This is a genomic window from Veillonella sp. AF36-20BH (genome assembly GCF_003602765.1).
In the GTDB taxonomy this organism is placed as follows: domain Bacteria; phylum Bacillota; class Negativicutes; order Veillonellales; family Veillonellaceae; genus Veillonella; species Veillonella hominis.
Window position 1 is genome coordinate 280,695 of sequence record NZ_QTLR01000001.1, and the last position, 16,489, is coordinate 297,183.

Annotated in this window: 14 protein-coding genes and 1 riboswitch; all 14 genes read left to right on the top strand. The window is 37.6% G+C overall.

The window, feature by feature from the left end:
* The first annotated feature begins 46 nt into the window (after window positions 1-46).
* The 14 genes from coaBC (at window position 47) to rpsB (ending at window position 16,454) form a co-directional block, all read left to right on the top strand.
* Window positions 47-1,246: a bifunctional phosphopantothenoylcysteine decarboxylase/phosphopantothenate--cysteine ligase CoaBC gene (gene coaBC, locus DW000_RS01410; RefSeq protein WP_118091442.1), complete on the top strand. Its 1,200-nt coding sequence runs from the start codon at window positions 47-49 to the stop codon at window positions 1,244-1,246.
* A gap of 51 nt (window positions 1,247-1,297) precedes the next feature.
* Window positions 1,298-2,962, top strand: coding sequence for a SulP family inorganic anion transporter (locus DW000_RS01415; protein WP_120054742.1), 1,665 nt, complete (start codon window positions 1,298-1,300; stop codon window positions 2,960-2,962).
* Between the two features lie 44 nt (window positions 2,963-3,006).
* Window positions 3,007-3,107, top strand: a riboswitch (SAM riboswitch).
* A gap of 49 nt (window positions 3,108-3,156) precedes the next feature.
* The gene (metK, locus tag DW000_RS01420) at window positions 3,157-4,347 is read left to right on the top strand and encodes a methionine adenosyltransferase (protein ID WP_004695665.1); all 1,191 of its coding nucleotides are present in this window, start codon (window positions 3,157-3,159) and stop codon (window positions 4,345-4,347) included.
* A gap of 62 nt (window positions 4,348-4,409) precedes the next feature.
* Window positions 4,410-6,593 (top strand): primosomal protein N', encoded by a 2,184-nt coding sequence (gene priA, locus DW000_RS01425; RefSeq protein ID WP_120054743.1) that lies wholly within the window; start codon window positions 4,410-4,412, stop codon window positions 6,591-6,593.
* A 13-nt stretch (window positions 6,594-6,606) separates the two neighbouring features.
* Window positions 6,607-7,095: a peptide deformylase gene (def, locus tag DW000_RS01430; protein WP_004695669.1), complete on the top strand. Its 489-nt coding sequence runs from the start codon at window positions 6,607-6,609 to the stop codon at window positions 7,093-7,095.
* On the top strand, window positions 7,088-8,098 hold the full coding sequence (fmt, locus tag DW000_RS01435) for a methionyl-tRNA formyltransferase (RefSeq protein WP_004695671.1): 1,011 nt from the start codon (window positions 7,088-7,090) through the stop codon (window positions 8,096-8,098). Before def ends, fmt begins: the two co-directional genes overlap by 8 nt.
* Entirely contained in the window at window positions 8,082-8,876 is a 795-nt protein-coding gene (locus DW000_RS01440; protein ID WP_004695673.1) for a DUF116 domain-containing protein, read from the top strand. The genes fmt and DW000_RS01440 overlap by 17 nt, the downstream gene beginning before the upstream one ends.
* Entirely contained in the window at window positions 8,857-10,212 is a 1,356-nt protein-coding gene (rsmB, locus tag DW000_RS01445; protein ID WP_120054744.1) for a 16S rRNA (cytosine(967)-C(5))-methyltransferase RsmB, read from the top strand. Before DW000_RS01440 ends, rsmB begins: the two co-directional genes overlap by 20 nt.
* A gap of 18 nt (window positions 10,213-10,230) precedes the next feature.
* The gene (gene rlmN, locus DW000_RS01450; RefSeq protein WP_120054745.1) at window positions 10,231-11,277 is read left to right on the top strand and encodes a 23S rRNA (adenine(2503)-C(2))-methyltransferase RlmN; all 1,047 of its coding nucleotides are present in this window, start codon (window positions 10,231-10,233) and stop codon (window positions 11,275-11,277) included.
* On the top strand, window positions 11,270-11,971 hold the full coding sequence (locus tag DW000_RS01455) for a Stp1/IreP family PP2C-type Ser/Thr phosphatase (RefSeq protein ID WP_004697417.1): 702 nt from the start codon (window positions 11,270-11,272) through the stop codon (window positions 11,969-11,971). Before rlmN ends, DW000_RS01455 begins: the two co-directional genes overlap by 8 nt.
* Window positions 11,972-11,998: 27 nt before the next feature.
* Window positions 11,999-13,924 carry a Stk1 family PASTA domain-containing Ser/Thr kinase gene (gene pknB, locus DW000_RS01460; RefSeq protein WP_165850971.1) on the top strand — a complete coding sequence of 642 codons (1,926 nt, stop codon included), beginning with the start codon at window positions 11,999-12,001 and terminating at the stop codon, window positions 13,922-13,924.
* Window positions 13,925-13,932: 8 nt separating this feature from the next.
* Window positions 13,933-14,796, top strand: coding sequence for a ribosome small subunit-dependent GTPase A (gene rsgA / locus DW000_RS01465; RefSeq protein WP_008600844.1), 864 nt, complete (start codon window positions 13,933-13,935; stop codon window positions 14,794-14,796).
* Between the two features lies 1 nt (window position 14,797).
* The gene (gene rpe / locus DW000_RS01470; RefSeq protein ID WP_120054747.1) at window positions 14,798-15,448 is read left to right on the top strand and encodes a ribulose-phosphate 3-epimerase; all 651 of its coding nucleotides are present in this window, start codon (window positions 14,798-14,800) and stop codon (window positions 15,446-15,448) included.
* A gap of 253 nt (window positions 15,449-15,701) precedes the next feature.
* Window positions 15,702-16,454, top strand: coding sequence for a 30S ribosomal protein S2 (rpsB, locus tag DW000_RS01475; RefSeq protein WP_004695687.1), 753 nt, complete (start codon window positions 15,702-15,704; stop codon window positions 16,452-16,454).
* Window positions 16,455-16,489 lie beyond the last annotated feature (35 nt).

Sequence of the window (16,489 nt, forward strand, 5' to 3'; positions counted from 1 at the left end):
AATTCCTTGTATCATTGATACAAGGAATTTTTAAAAGGAGAAGAACATGCGCGGAAAACATATCATTGTCGCAGTATCTGCAGGTATTGCAGCGTATAAGGCAATTGAAGTGGTAAGCAGACTTCGTAAAAAAGGGGCTGAAGTAAAGGTTGTAATGACACAAAATGCAACGTATATTGCGTCACCTTTAACATTTGGCGAAATCAGTGGACATCCTGTAGCTCTAGACATGTTTGAACAAGTTCATCAGTGGGATGTAGAACATATTGCACTGGCCACTTGGGCAGATGCATATGTAGTTGTGCCTGCAACAGCAAATGTGATCGGAAAAATTTATGCAGGCATTGCTGATGATATGTTAACTACAACAATTATGGCTACCACAGCACCTAAGTATCTTTGTCCTGCTATGAATACAGAAATGTATAATAATCCTATTACTCAACGCAATTTAGAAGGATTACGTTCTTTGGGGTACCATATTATGGACCCTGCAGAAGGCTGGTTAGCTTGTGGTATTACTGGTGTAGGACGTTTACCGGAGCCCGAAGCAATTGTGGATTGGCTAGAAGCTAAAATGTGCAGCACCAATGAGCTTGAAGGTACTACTATACTTGTTACAGCTGGCGGAACACAGGAGAGTATTGATCCTGTTCGGTATATTGGAAATCGTTCTAGCGGTAAGATGGGATATGCCATTGCAGAACAGGCTGCACACATGGGGGCTAAGGTGATATTAGTAAGTGCTCCCACATCCTTGCCTATACCAAGTGGCGTAGACTTTATTTCTGTAGATTCTGCGGTATCTATGCAGGAGGCTGTTGAAGCTCGTTATAATGATGTTAATGTAGTTATTATGGCTGCCGCTGTTTCTGACTTTAGAGTCCTTCATAAAGCAGAGCAAAAAATAAAAAAAATGGAGTCTATGACCATAGAACTTGTAAAAAATCCAGATATTCTACAAGGGTTGGGCTCTAAAAAAAGTCATCAAATTCTTGTTGGTTTTGCGGCAGAAACAGAACATGTAATCAAGTATGGTCAGGATAAAGTGGCTAAAAAAAATCTAGATATGCTTGTGGCCAATGATGTAAGCAAATCGAATGCAGGTTTTAATGTAGATACGAATGAAGGCTATTTTTTATATCCTGATAAAGAGCCTAAAGAAATGCCTAATATGAAAAAATCTGACCTTGCTCGACATATCCTTAGAGAAGTTATTGACTTAGTAGCAAACAAACATAGCTAACATAAATTAATTCTTGTGTGTGTTCTTTTAAGAAGGGTGTGTTTTTGTTATATGTTTGCTATACAAAAAGCGTATTTAGAGGGCTCCTTAGGAAAGGGAAAATGGAGTAATAATATTATCGCCGGATTGGTCGTAGGGGTTGTGGCTCTGCCTCTAGCAATGGCCTTTGCTATTGCTAGTGGAGTTACACCGCAAGCGGGCATTTATACGGCAATCATTGCAGGTATATTTGTATCCTTGTTTGGTGGCTCCCCTGTTCAGATTGCAGGCCCTACAGGGGCATTTATCGTTCTATTGAGCAGTATCGTTGTCAATTATGGCTTTGAAGGTTTACAAATTGCGACCATGATGGCAGGGATTATTCTGGTTTTAATGAGCGTTGCAAAGTTAGGGACAGTCATTCGGTTTATACCGACACCTGTTATTATGGGTTTTACAGCAGGTATTGGTGTTACGATCTGGGTAGGGCAATGGCCATATTTCTTTGGATTTCCACCGTTGCCTTATATGGCTCATTTCCATGAAAAATTATGGGCTATGATTCAGTCCTTACCATACTCTGACTTACCTACATTGGGGATTGCACTCTTAAGCTTAAGTCTACTGTTAGTTTTACCTAAAATCCCATATATTAATAAAGTTCCAGCTCCCATTGTAGCTATGATTGTTGCTACGGTTATTCAAGCTATCTACCAATTTCCTACGGTTTTAACCATTGGTAGTGCATTTGGTGGCATACCTCAAGATTTGCCAGAATTTTCTGTACCAAAATTGAGTTTTGATAAAATCTTATCCTTAATCGGGCCGGCTTTTACAATTGCCATGCTAGGCGCTATTGAATCCTTATTGTCTGCAGTTGTTGCTGATGGTATGAGTGGCACCAAGCATGAATCTAATACTGAATTATTTGGACAAGGATTAGCTAATATATTTGCGCCATTGTTTGGTGGAATTGCATCAACCGGTGCTATTGCGCGAACTGCTACAAATATTCGTCAAGGTGGTAATTCTCCGGTGGCAGGTATTGTTCATGCCATTACATTAGGTGCCATTCTTTTATTTTTAGCCCCATATGCAGTGTATATTCCGTTGGCATCTATGGCAGCCATATTATTTGTAGTAGCCTACAATATGAGTGATGTACCACGTTTTATACGAATGCTTATTCTCGCACCTCGTCCAGATCAAATAATATTATTGCTTACCTTTTTCCTGACTATTTTTACGGATTTAGTAGTAGCTGTAAATGTAGGTGTAGTACTTGCAGTGTTGCAGTTTATGCGCAAAATGGTTAATACAATTGATGTGCATGAAGCAAGTAGTGCCGAATTATCAGCACAGATTAGGCATGAGATTACAATCCATCCAGAAATAATGGTATACACTGTAGAAGGCCCATTATTCTTTGGTGCTATAAGTGCATTTGATAGAGCGTTAAACTCTATACATAAAGATCCTAAATATTTAATCATTCGTTTTGTAAAAGTACCATTTGTAGATTTAACGGGTTTACGTATTTTACGAGGTATTATTGAAGAACTTCAAAAAAGAGGCATAGAAGTTTTGCTTAGTGATGTGAGTTACGATATACGTAGAGAGATGTATAAATCTGATTTCTTGGATATTCTGGGCCGTCATCATATGTATCGTCAGTTTGAAAGTGCCCTTCATAAGGCTGAACATGATTTAGCTTTAAAAGAGGCAAGAGAGGTATAATAATGACTTGCTTTCTCACTGTAAATACACTATAATATTTCTGTAACTCATCAAGAGTAGTGGAGGGATAGGCCCTGTGAAGCTACAGCAACCATTCCAAGCGGAAAAGGTGCTAATTCCTATGACAAATGTCGTTAGATGGGAGGGTCTCTCATGAGTGCATGAGAGACTTTTTTTCGTATTAGGAGGATAAAATGGCTGAAAAACATATGTTTTTTACTTCTGAATCTGTTACTGAAGGCCATCCAGATAAAATAGCTGACCAAATTTCTGATGCTGTTTTGGATGCGATTATTGAAAAGGATCCAACTGCTCGTGTGGCTTGTGAAACTTTAGTTACTACTGGTTTAGTTCATGTAGTAGGTGAAATTTCTACTCACACATATGTAGATATTCCTCGCATCGTACGTGATACAATTCGTGAAATTGGTTATACTCGTGCAAAATTTGGTTTTGATTGTGATACTTGTGGTGTACTTGTATCCATCGATGAACAATCTGCGGATATCGCCATGGGTGTTGATGAAGCACTTGAATCAAAAGATGGCAATGGTGAAGTGCTTGATAAAATCGGTGCTGGTGACCAAGGTATGATGTTTGGCTATGCATCTAATGAAACACCTGAACTCATGCCTTTGCCAATTTCCTTGGCACATCGTTTATCTCGTCGACTTACAGAAGTTCGTAAGGATGGGACCTTAACTTACTTACGTCCAGACGGTAAGACTCAAGTTACTGTAGAATATGTTGATGGTAAACCTAAGCGCATTGATACAATTGTTATTTCTACGCAACATAGCCCTGAAGTTACCCAAGAACAAATTAAAGCCGATTTGAAGCGTTATGTAATTGACGCAGCGTTGCCTGCTGAATTCGTTGATGAAAATACTAAATACTTCATCAATCCAACTGGTCGTTTCGTAATTGGAGGACCTCATGGAGATGCTGGTTTAACTGGCCGTAAAATTATTGTAGATACATACGGTGGTATGGCCCGTCATGGTGGCGGTGCATTTTCTGGTAAGGATCCATCTAAGGTGGACCGTTCTGCAGCATACGCAGCGCGTTATGTAGCTAAAAATGTTGTAGCAGCAGGTCTTGCTGATAAATGTGAAGTGCAAGTTGCTTATGCAATTGGGGTTGCTCATCCTGTATCTATTTTAGTTGATACTTTTGGTACAGGTCGCATAGAGGAAACAAAAATTCAAGAGCTTGTTAAAAAACATTTCGACCTTCGTCCAGCAGGAATCATTGAAATGCTTGATTTGTTAAAGCCTCATTATCGCAAAACTGCAGCGTATGGTCACTTTGGTAGAACTGATGTGGATTTACCTTGGGAACGTACAGATAAAGCACAAATTCTAAAAGAAGAAGCTGGCTTATAATACAAAAGGTCTTGGTAGAATTTCTACTGAGACCTTTTATAATAAACGAAAGGAAAAAATGTATGCGCGTAGCACAAGTTATAATTAACAGACCGGCCAAACAACTTCATAAACCTTTGAGCTATTTAATGCCTGAAAAGTTTGGTAATGTCTTACCTGGTACGCGCGTACTCATTCCTTTAGGACATAGTCGTGAAGAAGGCATTCTTATTGGTTACGACGAGTTAGTTGAGCCACCAGAGTTCACTTTACGAAATATTGTGCAAGTATTAGATAGCGAACCTTGGTTTACACCGAAAATGATGGATACGGCCCGCCGTCTAAATGAGTATTATTTATTCTCTTATGGCGATGCATTGCGATTGTTTACAGTGAATAAGACATTAAAATCTTACGAGGCACCAAAGGAAGAATGGTTAGTAGTCATGCCAGAATTTTCGGTGGCACAATTTAGTGAACGAAAAAAGAAGCAACGAGAATTAGCAAAATACTTACTTGAAGTGGGCGGAGCATCTAAGGCATTACTACTAGCTAAAGGCTATTCTCGTATGGTCATTAAACAAGTGAGTGAAGCTAAAGGTATTGTCGTTGAAGCTCGTTTTAAAGCCACAAAAACAACATTTGATGAGCTTTTAACAGAAGAAGTTAATATTCCTCTTACTGAAGCTCAACAAGCTGTATATGGACCAATACAAGATGCAATGAATAGCCATGAACATAAAACCTTTTTACTTCATGGTGTCACTGGTAGTGGTAAGACTCAATTATATTTACGTGCTACAGCAAGATGTATTAGTCAGGATAAGACGGCTATTATTTTAGTACCTGAAATTATATTGACTGATCAAATTGTGAAACGATTTGTAGAAACTTTTGGTGACGAAGTCGTAGTATTTCATAGTAAATTGACGGTACAACAACGGAACAATAATTGGGAGCGTTTGCGCCGTAAGGATAGTCACATTATTATTGGCGCTCGTTCTGCCGTATTTGCGCCAGCTGAGGATATCGGCCTTATTGTGGTCGATGAAGAACATGATACATCTTATAAACAAGAGGATATGGTTCGATATCATGCACGTAACGTGGCATTGTGGCGTGCTGAGGCACATGGTTGTCCCGTTATTTTAGGTTCTGCTACACCATCTGTTACTTCGTACTATAAAGCTAAGCAAGGGGAGTATCATTTACTAGAGTTGCCAAATCGCATTTTTGAGCAATCTATGCCGAAGGTTACTATAGTAGATATGAAGGAAGAAATTCTTCATGGAAATTACTCCGTTTTTTCTGATGCCATGAGTCGCTTAATTCAACATACATTAGATGAGCATAATCAAATGATTATTCTGTTAAATAGACGTGGTTATAATACTTTTGTTATGTGCCGGGATTGTGGGGAAACTATTATGTGTCCTCATTGTGATGTAGCTATGGTTTATCACCAAGCTGGTGAAGAATTGCGTTGTCATTATTGTGAACATCATGAACCAATTCCAACTGTTTGTCCCAAATGTAATAGTAAGAGGATTAAGTTTTTTGGTTCAGGCACACAAAAGGTAGAGGAAGAGTTACGTCGTCACTTTAAATCGGCTCGCATTGCTCGTCTTGATCAAGATGTGACAAAAAATAAGCAATTAGCAGAAGATATTTTACATGACTTTGGAGCTCATAAATATGATATTTTGTTGGGAACACAAATGGTATCTAAAGGTCATGACTTTAAAGATGTAACAGCTGTTGGTATTTTAACAGCCGATTCAGTTTTGAATATTCCTGTTTATACAGCTTCAGAACGAACTTTTGATTTACTTACTCAAACGTCTGGACGTGCCGGTAGGGGTGAAAAACCGGGTAGCGTTGTAATACAAACATATAATCCTTTAAATTATGCTATAATAAAGAGTAAGGCTCATGATTATATAGGCTTTTACAATGAAGAAATTCAAAACCGTAAATCTTTAGGATATCCTCCATTTCGCGAAATGATTCATATGGTTGTGCGTCATCAAGATATGAAAACATTAGAGTCTATAGCAAATCGTATTGTCGATGACTTGGAGTCTTATAAAGGAAATCAGGATATTTTGATTAATGGTCCTTATGAAGCGCCTATAAAAAAAGTGCGCGATATGTATCGTTTAGCTATTATGATTCGCGGTACAGATTTAACGAATTTGAAAGAATATATATATAACTCATGGATTTTCACGCAAGAAGGACTGCTGATTGACGTGGATCCCGTGTAGTGTAGGAGTATCAATGGCTGTATTAGATGTTGTGAAAGCAGGTCATCCCGTTTTAAAACAAGTGGCGGAACCTGTAGAACATGTTAATAAAAAACTTAGAGCCCTTATCGATGATATGGCTGAAACTATGTATAAGACTGAAGGGGTTGGTCTTGCAGCACCTCAAGTGGCTGTAGCTAAACGTATTATCGTTGTAGATGACCAATCTGGTAGTGGTCTTATTGCGCTAATTAACCCTGAAATCACTCATGCTGAAGGTTCTCAAGTTGGACCTGAAGGATGCTTAAGTGTGCCAGGATATTTCGGAGATGTGGAACGATTTAATAAAGTCACTGTTAAAGGTATTGATCCACATAATAAGAAGGTAACTATAAAAGCTGAAGGTTTTTTGGCGCGTATTTTCCAACATGAAATTGATCACTTGGAAGGTCATTTGTTTATTGAAAAAGCAACTAACTTACGATTAATTACTGATCATCCAGAGGAGAAAGAAATTGTCTGATAATAAACAATTACGCATCGTTTTTATGGGGACACCAGACTTTTCTGTGCCTACCTTAGAGGCTTTGATTCAAGCTGGTCATTCTATTGTCGGTGTGTATTGCCAGCCTGATAAACAAAAAGGGCGTGGTAAACAAGTTCAAATGCCCCCTGTAAAAGTAGCTGCTTTAGAGCATGACTTGCCTGTATATCAACCAGTCACTTTGCGTGATGAACAAGTGAGAGCCGAATTAGAAGCATTACAACCAGATGTAGTGATTGTTATTGCGTATGGTAAAATATTACCTCCTTGGCTTATTCGATTGCCGCAATATGGTTGTATTAATGTTCATGCCTCTATTTTACCTAGTTATAGAGGCGCTGCGCCAATTCATTATGCAATTCTTAATGGAGACTCTAAAACGGGTGTTACCATAATGCATATGGATGATGGCCTTGATACAGGTGATATCATTGACATTGTGGAGATAGATATTTTACCCGGTGAAACGACAGGACAGTTATTTGAACGTATAGCTGTACTGGGGGGTGAAACTATAGTGCCTGTATTAACTCGTTGGGTTAATGGAGAAATTGTGGCTACACCACAAGATGATTCAATGGCTACACATACTACTAAGATTACAAAGGAAATGGGGCAGATCGACTGGTCTAAGCCGGCTAATGAAATTGCAAATCTCATTAGAGGACTTAATCCAGCACCTGGATGTTATACATATCTCGATGGAAAACGTTTAAAAGTATGGTCTGGAGAAGTGGTTCCCAGTGATACGACTCACTGTTTGATAGATGTCCATGGTAAACATGTACCAATTGCTATATCAGCCACAACTGTGCCTGGTACAATCGTATCTAAAATAGCCGGTTTAGGTGTATTTTGTGGTGATGGAAATATAATTCTATTAACAGAAGTCCAACCAGAAAATAAAAAACGCATTTCTGCAATTGATTTTATAAATGGTCATCAAATAAAGGAAGGTATCGTTTTTGGGGACTCAATATAAGCAGTACGAAACGTATCCGTTATACTTGATTTTATCAACTATTACATGTGCTTTGCTCACAGCAGTACTAGCCTTTCTAATGTATATATTAGAACCAGGACTTTTACAATTGCATCCATTTGCATCAATTATAAGTAGTGTAGTTATATCTATACTTATTGCTATTATATGGATTTTGTGCTTATCTTTAATTGTTGCTAGCACAGGTATTATAAGGTTACATCCTATTGTTTTAAGACTAGCCAATCAGTTTATTTATGGATTATTTCCATTAACTTTGGCGATTGGTAAGGTGAGAGGGGTTACTAAGGATCAACTCCGCCAGTCTATGATTGATTTAATCAATCATTTAGTAATGCTAGATATGTATACGGTAGATCCAGAACGTATATTATTATTAACTCCTCACTGTTTACAAGAAAGTTCGTGTGTTCATAAGGTTACACATGATGTATATAATTGTAAGCAGTGTGGGCGATGCCAGGTTGGTAATTTGTTGCAAGTGGCTAAGGACTATGGTTGTCAATTTATAGTTGTCACTGGAGGCACCTTAGCGCGGATGAAGGTAAAGGAAGCACGGCCAAAAGCTATTGTAGCAATAGCTTGCGAACGAGATTTAGCAAGTGGAATGGCTGATGTATTTCCCATTCCAGTTATTGGGGTATTAAATGAACGTCCTAATGGGCCATGTTGTAATACAACAGTCGATTCTGAACGTGTTCGAGCAGTAGTAGAACAATTGATTGGTAGGAATAGTAATGATAGAGGTAAAGACTAATCAACAACAAAATATTCGATTGCTCGCTGTAAAAGCATTGAGTGAAATTAATCGCAATGGTGCTTATGCAAATATAAAGTTGCAAGAGTATTTACAGAAATATCATCTATCCGATTTAGATCGAAGATTCTTTACTGAACTTGTGTATGGGGTCATTCGTAGAAAAAATTACTTGGATGCTATTATTGTTCACTTTGCAAAGCGACCCTTAAAGAAACTATCTTCTATGGTTGTGGAAATCCTTAGACTTGGTATTTATCAAATTATCTATATGGATAAGGTTCCTGAAAGTGCGGCTGTTAACGAATCTGTTAAACTCGCCAAAAAGCTAACTAGAGGTTTATCTGGTTTTGTAAATGCTGTTTTGCGTTCGGTTTTACGTGAAAGTGATAGCATTTCTATCGGTGAACTAGCTAAGTCCGAAGCTGAAGAAATTTCCTTTATCTACAATCAACCATTATGGCTTGTCAACTTATGGATAAAAGAAATGGGAAAAGATAAGACCGTAGATCTTTGTTCTTGGTTTAATGAACAACCTCGTTTGACGGCTCGCATAAATACAGTGAAAGTATCTATTGAGGATTGTTTAAAAGAATTAGAAGATTTAGATTGGATTGTAGAACAGGATACATATATTCCTGAAGTAGTTTATATTGATGGACATCAAGGTCATTTAGAAAAAGCTAAACCTGTTTTAGAAGGTCATATTACTTTTATGGATAAAGCATCTATGTTAGTAGCCCATGTGGTAGATCCTCAACCAGGAGAGCGTATCTTAGACTGTTGTGCTGCACCAGGTGGCAAGTCTATGCATATGGCAAGTCTTATGAATAATACAGGAGCTATTATGAGTTGTGATATTTACGACCATAAATTAGAACTGATTAATCAAAATGCTGAGCGATTAGGTGTATCTATTATTTCTACTAAGCTTCAAGATGGTCGTTATCTTCCTGATAATTGGAAAGAACAATTTGATCGCGTCTTAGTTGATGCTCCTTGTTCTGGTCTAGGTATATTACAAAAGAAATTAGACATGCGTTGGCGTAAAACAGAGTCTTTACTTATTGAGTTGCCGCTGTTACAACTTGAAATATTAGAAAAAGCTTCTGAAATGGTTAAGGTTAATGGATATTTAGTATATTCCACATGTACTATGAATAGTGGTGAAAATGAAGCTGTTCTAAATAAATTCTTGGCAATTCATAAGAACTTTATCATCGATCCTGTATCATATAAAGGGGCACCACAAGCTATAGATGGTATGATTACAACCTATCCACCGCGAGATCATATGGATGGTTTCTTTATGGCTCGCATGAAACGCTTATCATAATATAAGAAATGGAGCACCATGATAGAATTATTGGGTAAGTCTTTAGAAGAATTACAATCTATCTTTAAGACCCATAATATACAAAAGTTTCGAGCGAAACAATTAATTGACTATATCTATCATAGATATATTTTTGATTTTGAAGACATGACACAATTTCCGAAAGACTTACGTCAATGGCTAGGTGACAATTGTGTTATTTCTTTACCTACATTAATTACAGAGTCTATTGCCCCTGATGGAAAGACTCGCAAAATACTTGTAGAGATGTCAGATCAAAGTCGTGTGGAAGCAGTTTTGATGGAGCAACACTATGGGTATTCTGTATGTGTTTCCTCTCAAGTGGGGTGTGCTATGGGGTGTGTATTCTGTGCTTCTACACAAGGTGGCTTATACAGAGATTTAACAGTCGCTGAGATTATTGGACAAGTTGTCATATTTGGGGCTCTTACTAAAGAGGAAGTACACTCTGTTGTCGTTATGGGCGCAGGGGAGCCGTTACAAAATTATGATAATGTATTACAAGCATTACAACTACTACATGATCCTATGATTTGTAATATTAGTTATCGTAAGATGACGATTTCCACTTGTGGTTGGGTTCCTAATATTTATAAATTAGCTGATGAAGGTTTGCCAATAACCTTAGCACTTTCATTACATGCTACAAATAATGAAGTTCGTCGTAATATTATGCCCGTTGGGGCACGTTATGAATTGACGGAAGTCTTAGATGCGGTAAAATACTATTATAATACGACACAGCGTCGTGTTACCTTTGAGTATATTCTTATAGATTCTGTAAATGCATCTATAGATGATGCTCATGCTTTGGGGAAAATCTGTAAAGATTTCCCAAATTGTCATGTTAACTTGATCCCAGTTAATGGCAATGAACATATTGAATTATATAAACCATCTATTACGAATATGAATACATTTAAAGACATCGTTAGCTCCTATGGCGTATCAGTAACGGTACGAAAGGAAATGGGCGATGCAATCCAAGCCGCATGTGGACAGTTAAAGGCTGCTCATGGTCGGAAAAAGGAGAATCATGAATAATTTTGTTGGTTTAAGTAAAATTGGGCTTGTACGCCAGCGTAACGAGGACCGTTTTTTCATTGATGGCCATATTTGTGCTGTTACTGATGGCATGGGTGGTTATAGCGGTGGTGAAATCGCAAGTACCTATGCTGTAGATGAAATAAAAGAATATTTGTCCTCCCTTGAAACGATAGGTCAACAAGACTTATGTGATGCTATCATTCACGCTAATCAACGTATTGTAAATCGCGTTGCTTGTGAAGAACGACTTGCTGGTATGGGTACTACCGCTGTAGTTACAGCTATAAATGGTAATCAACTTTACTGGGCAAGTGTTGGTGATAGTCGTTTGTATGTATATAGAGATGGTCATTTACGACAAATTACTACGGATCATTCTATGGTACAAGAATTATTAACAGCTGGAGAGATTACAAAGGATGAAATGCTAAATCACCCTCAACGTAATTTATTAACCCGTGCAGTCGGTGTTGATGAAATCTTAGAGGTTGATAGTGGTGTAGAGTCTATTCTTCCCGGTGATCGTATTTTACTTTGCACTGATGGATTAAGTGGCTATGTATCTGATGATGTAATTGCCTCTGCATTACAATCAACGGATGATGATATGTTGGTTATTGAATCATTGATGGAAGCTGTATATGAAGTCGGAGCAGGAGATAATGTGACCATTGTGGTGGGAACAATCTAATCTAGAAATGGAGAAATAATGAGTACTATGAATATAAAAGGCATACTTCTAGATAACCGCTACCGTATTGTTGATAAAATTGGCGTTGGTGGAATGGCTGATGTATACCTTGGAGAAGATACCTTACTAGGTAGACAAGTAGCAATAAAAGTATTGCATGCTAATTTTGCAAATGATGATGAATTTGTGACTCGATTTAAACGAGAAGCACAAGCGGCAGGTAAATTAAATCATCCCAATATTGTAAATATGTATGATGTAGGTTTTGACCAAAATTTACATTACATTGTTATGGAATATGTAGATGGTGAAACCTTAAAAAAATATATAACTCGTCATGGAAAACTGTCTATAGATGAGGCTGTTAAATTTACTATTGCCATAGCTGAAGGCTTAGAACACGCTCATACAATGGGTATTGTTCATTGTGATATAAAACCACATAATGTTATTATTACCAATACTGGGCGCGTTAAAGTAACTGACTTTGGTATTGCTCGTGCAATAAATGCAACTAACACAGTTATGTATACGAATTCGATTTTGGGTTCTGCACACTATTTATCACCAGAGCAAGCTAGTGGTAAACCGGTAGATGGAAATACAGATATCTATTCATTGGGTGTTGTATTGTATGAAATGCTTACAGGTCGTGTGCCATTTGAAGGGGAAACGCCAATTGCAGTAGCATTAAAACACGTTCGTGAGAAGGTAGAACCTCCAACTCGATATAATCCATCAATTCCTCCGCTTTTAGAAGCTGTTGTTATGAAAGCATTATCTAAAAATCCTGCAGATCGTTTTGATTCTATCTCTGATATGATCAGTGATTTGCGGTTATCTCAAGGTTTTACAATGGGGAAAACACAACGTCATGAACCATATGATTTTGCTACACAAATGATTCCTGCGGTTGATCCTGAAGCACTTGAAGATCTAAGTACTATTCAAGAAGAACGTAAAGACGAGGGTAAAAAGAAGAGTATGTTAAGTAAAATTGCATCGATTCCACAAAAATACATCGTTCTAGGTGCTGCTGTCATTTTTTTAGTAGCATTTTTAGGTGCTTTCTTAAGCTACGGAAATTTCTGGAGTAATACAACAGTAGATGTACCTAATGTGGTAGGCAAACAAGTTTCTGTAGCAAAAAATATCTTAGAAGATAAACATTTGCGTGTGTCTACAAGTGAAGTTACGAATCCTGATGTGCCAGCTGGTCAAGTTATTTCTCAAACACCTGGGGCTGGAGAAAAGGTTAAAGAGCAACGGACAATTCACCTTGTAGTTTCTAAAGGTGTAGGCGATATTACGGTGCCAGATTTAACTGATTTAACTGTCGATCAAGCCCGTCAACGACTTAAAGATTTAGGTTTAGTTGTGGGGAAAATAACACAACAATCTGTAGATGGTAAAAAAGATGGTGTAATTATTGCTCAGAGTCCTTCAGGAGATTCTAAAGTGTCTAAAGGGACAACAATTGATCTCGTAGTAAATAAAGCGAAGGCTAAGAAAGTCAAAGTACCTAATCTTGTTGGTATGACATTAAAAGATGCTCGTGATACATTGAGTAATATTCAACTAGGTGTAAACCAAGTATCTGGATCTGTGGAAGAAAAATCTGTGGTTATAGAGCAAAGCATTAAAGCTGGCGATGAAATTGACGAAGGTTCCACATTAAATCTTACGACTGAGTTAAAAGATGATAAAAAGAAATCCGATAAAAAAGAAGGAAACAGTGGTAATAAAACAACTGGTACTATAGATGTTACTGTACCAGCTGGTTCTAAAAATCAAGAACTTAAAATTGTCGTAAAAGATGATGAAGGTTCTGCCGTAATCTATGATGATACGAATAAACCTGGAGATCGTGTTGTTAAAAAAGTGTCTGGTGTAGGTAATGTACGTATTGAGGTGTACCTCAATGGTGCATTAGTGCAAGAAACTGCATTATAAGAGGTACTATGATTACAGGCATTGTTGTTAAAAATATGAATGGGTACTTTTATGTACAAGATGATACAGGTACCATTCATGAATGTAAGGTTCGTGGCAGACTTAAGCAAGGACGCTATAGTTTACTTGTAGGGGACCGCGTTACGATTTCGGAGGATGGGTTCGTTGAATCCATCCATGAACGTCATAATTCGATGGTTCGCCCTGCAGTAGCTAATATTGACCAAGTTGTATTAGTTGTGGCTGCTCATGAACCAGATATTAATGAGTTATTACTCAATAAAATGCTCGTTATGATTGAACATGCGGATATCCCTATCGTACTATGTATCAATAAATGTGACTTGATGGATTCAGAGACGGAAACTATGGTTGATCTTTATAAATCAATCGGCTATGAGGTTTTGATGACATCCACATATAATATGACAGGCATTGATGATTTGCGTCATGTACTTCAACATAAGGTAACGGCTTTTGCAGGACCATCTGGTGTTGGTAAAAGTAGTCTTTTAAATGCGGTAGACCCAAAATTTGCCTTCCAGACTGGGGAGGTAAGTGATAAGATTAAACGTGGTAAACATACTACTCGTCACGCTTCTTTATATAGTTTAGATGCAGATTCTTTTATCATGGATACACCTGGATTTAGTGCTATTGAATTTAATGATGTTTCCCTTGAAAGATTGCCTACATTATTCCCAGAATTTGGTGAATATGTTGATACTTGTAAATTTAATCCTTGCTATCATGAACATGAACCCATTTGTGGGATTAAAGCTGCTCTAGAAGCTGGTCATATTCATCAAGGACGATATGATGCTTATATGTCTATACGTAATGATATAGAAAGTCAACGAAAGAGGTTTTAATATGATAAAAATTGCACCATCTATGCTTTCCGCAAATTTTGCGGTGTTAAGCGAAGAATTAAAATCTATTGAAGCAGCGGGGGCTGATTTATTACATATCGACATCATGGATGGACACTTTGTTCCTAATCTAACCTTTGGTGCTCCCATTGTGAAAGCAATTCGTACATATACAAAATTACCATTTGATGTGCATTTGATGGTTACTAATCCTGGTGATTATGTAGAAGAATTTGCAAAAATTGGTGTAGAATATTTTACTTTTCATCAAGAAACTGTACCTCATATGCATCGTTTGATTCAACATATCAAACAGTGTGGGATGAAGGCTGGTGTAGCATTGAATCCTAGTACACCTGTATCTCTACTAGAAGATGTAGCTGCAGATTTAGATATGATTTTAATTATGTCTGTGAATCCAGGATTTGGAGGACAATCTTTTATTAAGAATGCCATAAAAAAAGTTAAACAAGCTAAGATATTGTTAGAAGAAGTAGACAATTCAACGGCAGTCATTGAGGTGGACGGTGGTATTAACGATATTACTTGTGTACCGATTAAAAGAGCGGGGGCTACAGTTTTAGTTGCTGGTTCTGCAGTGTTTGGAGCAGAAAATCGTGCAAGTATGATTGACTCCATTCGCAATAATTAAATAAATAGTTTCATAATATTCTATAATTCAAATTTGAACATAAGATCGTACATCAATAAGAAAGAGAATGTATTTAAAATAAGGAGTGAGGAATACTTAAAGAATTCCTCACTCCTTGCTTGCTTTTGCCATGATTTTTTGTTAGAATTATTAGGTATGAAAAATATGCACGTCAGTGGACTTCGGTACTGTGCCTAATTTTGGGTGACCCGAAGGATGAAGCGGCGGAGGTTAATTAACAGGAGGTGCCACAATGGCAGTAGTATCAATGAAACAATTATTAGAGGCTGGTGTACACTTTGGTCATCAGACTAGAAGATGGAACCCTAAAATGGCGAAATTCATCTTCACTGAACGCAATGGTATTTATATCATTGATTTGTCTAAAACAGTTAAAAAAGTAGAAGAAGCTTACAATTTCTTGCGTGAAGTTGCTTCCCAAGGCGAAGTAATCTTGTTCGTGGGTACTAAAAAACAAGCTCAAGAAGCTATTAAAGAAGAAGCTATCCGTGCTAACATGTTCTTCGTTAACGAACGTTGGTTGGGCGGTATGTTGACTAACTTCAAAACAATTGAAACTCGTATTAAACGTTTAAAACAATTGGAAGCTATGGCAGAAGACGGTACCTTCGAAGTATTGCCTAAAAAAGAAGTTATCGGTCTTCGTCATGAAATGGATAAATTGGAAAAATACCTTGGTGGTATCAAAGATATGCCTAAAATGCCAGGTGCTCTTTTCGTAGTAGATCCTAAAAAAGAAAAAATTGCTATTGCGGAAGCTAAAAAATTGGGCATTCCAGTGGTTGCAACAGTTGACACTAACTGTGACCCAGATGAAGTTGATTTCCCAATTCCAGCAAATGACGACGCTATCCGTGCTGTTAAATTGTTGGCTGGTAAAATGGCTGACGCTGTTCTTGAAGGTCGTCAAGGCGAATCCTTCGAAGAAGCATTAGATAACATGGTAGCTGACTCTGCTGAAATGGTTAGAGACGGTAAAGCTTAATCGTTGTCGTATTAGCATTTGAAAGATAAATCTAT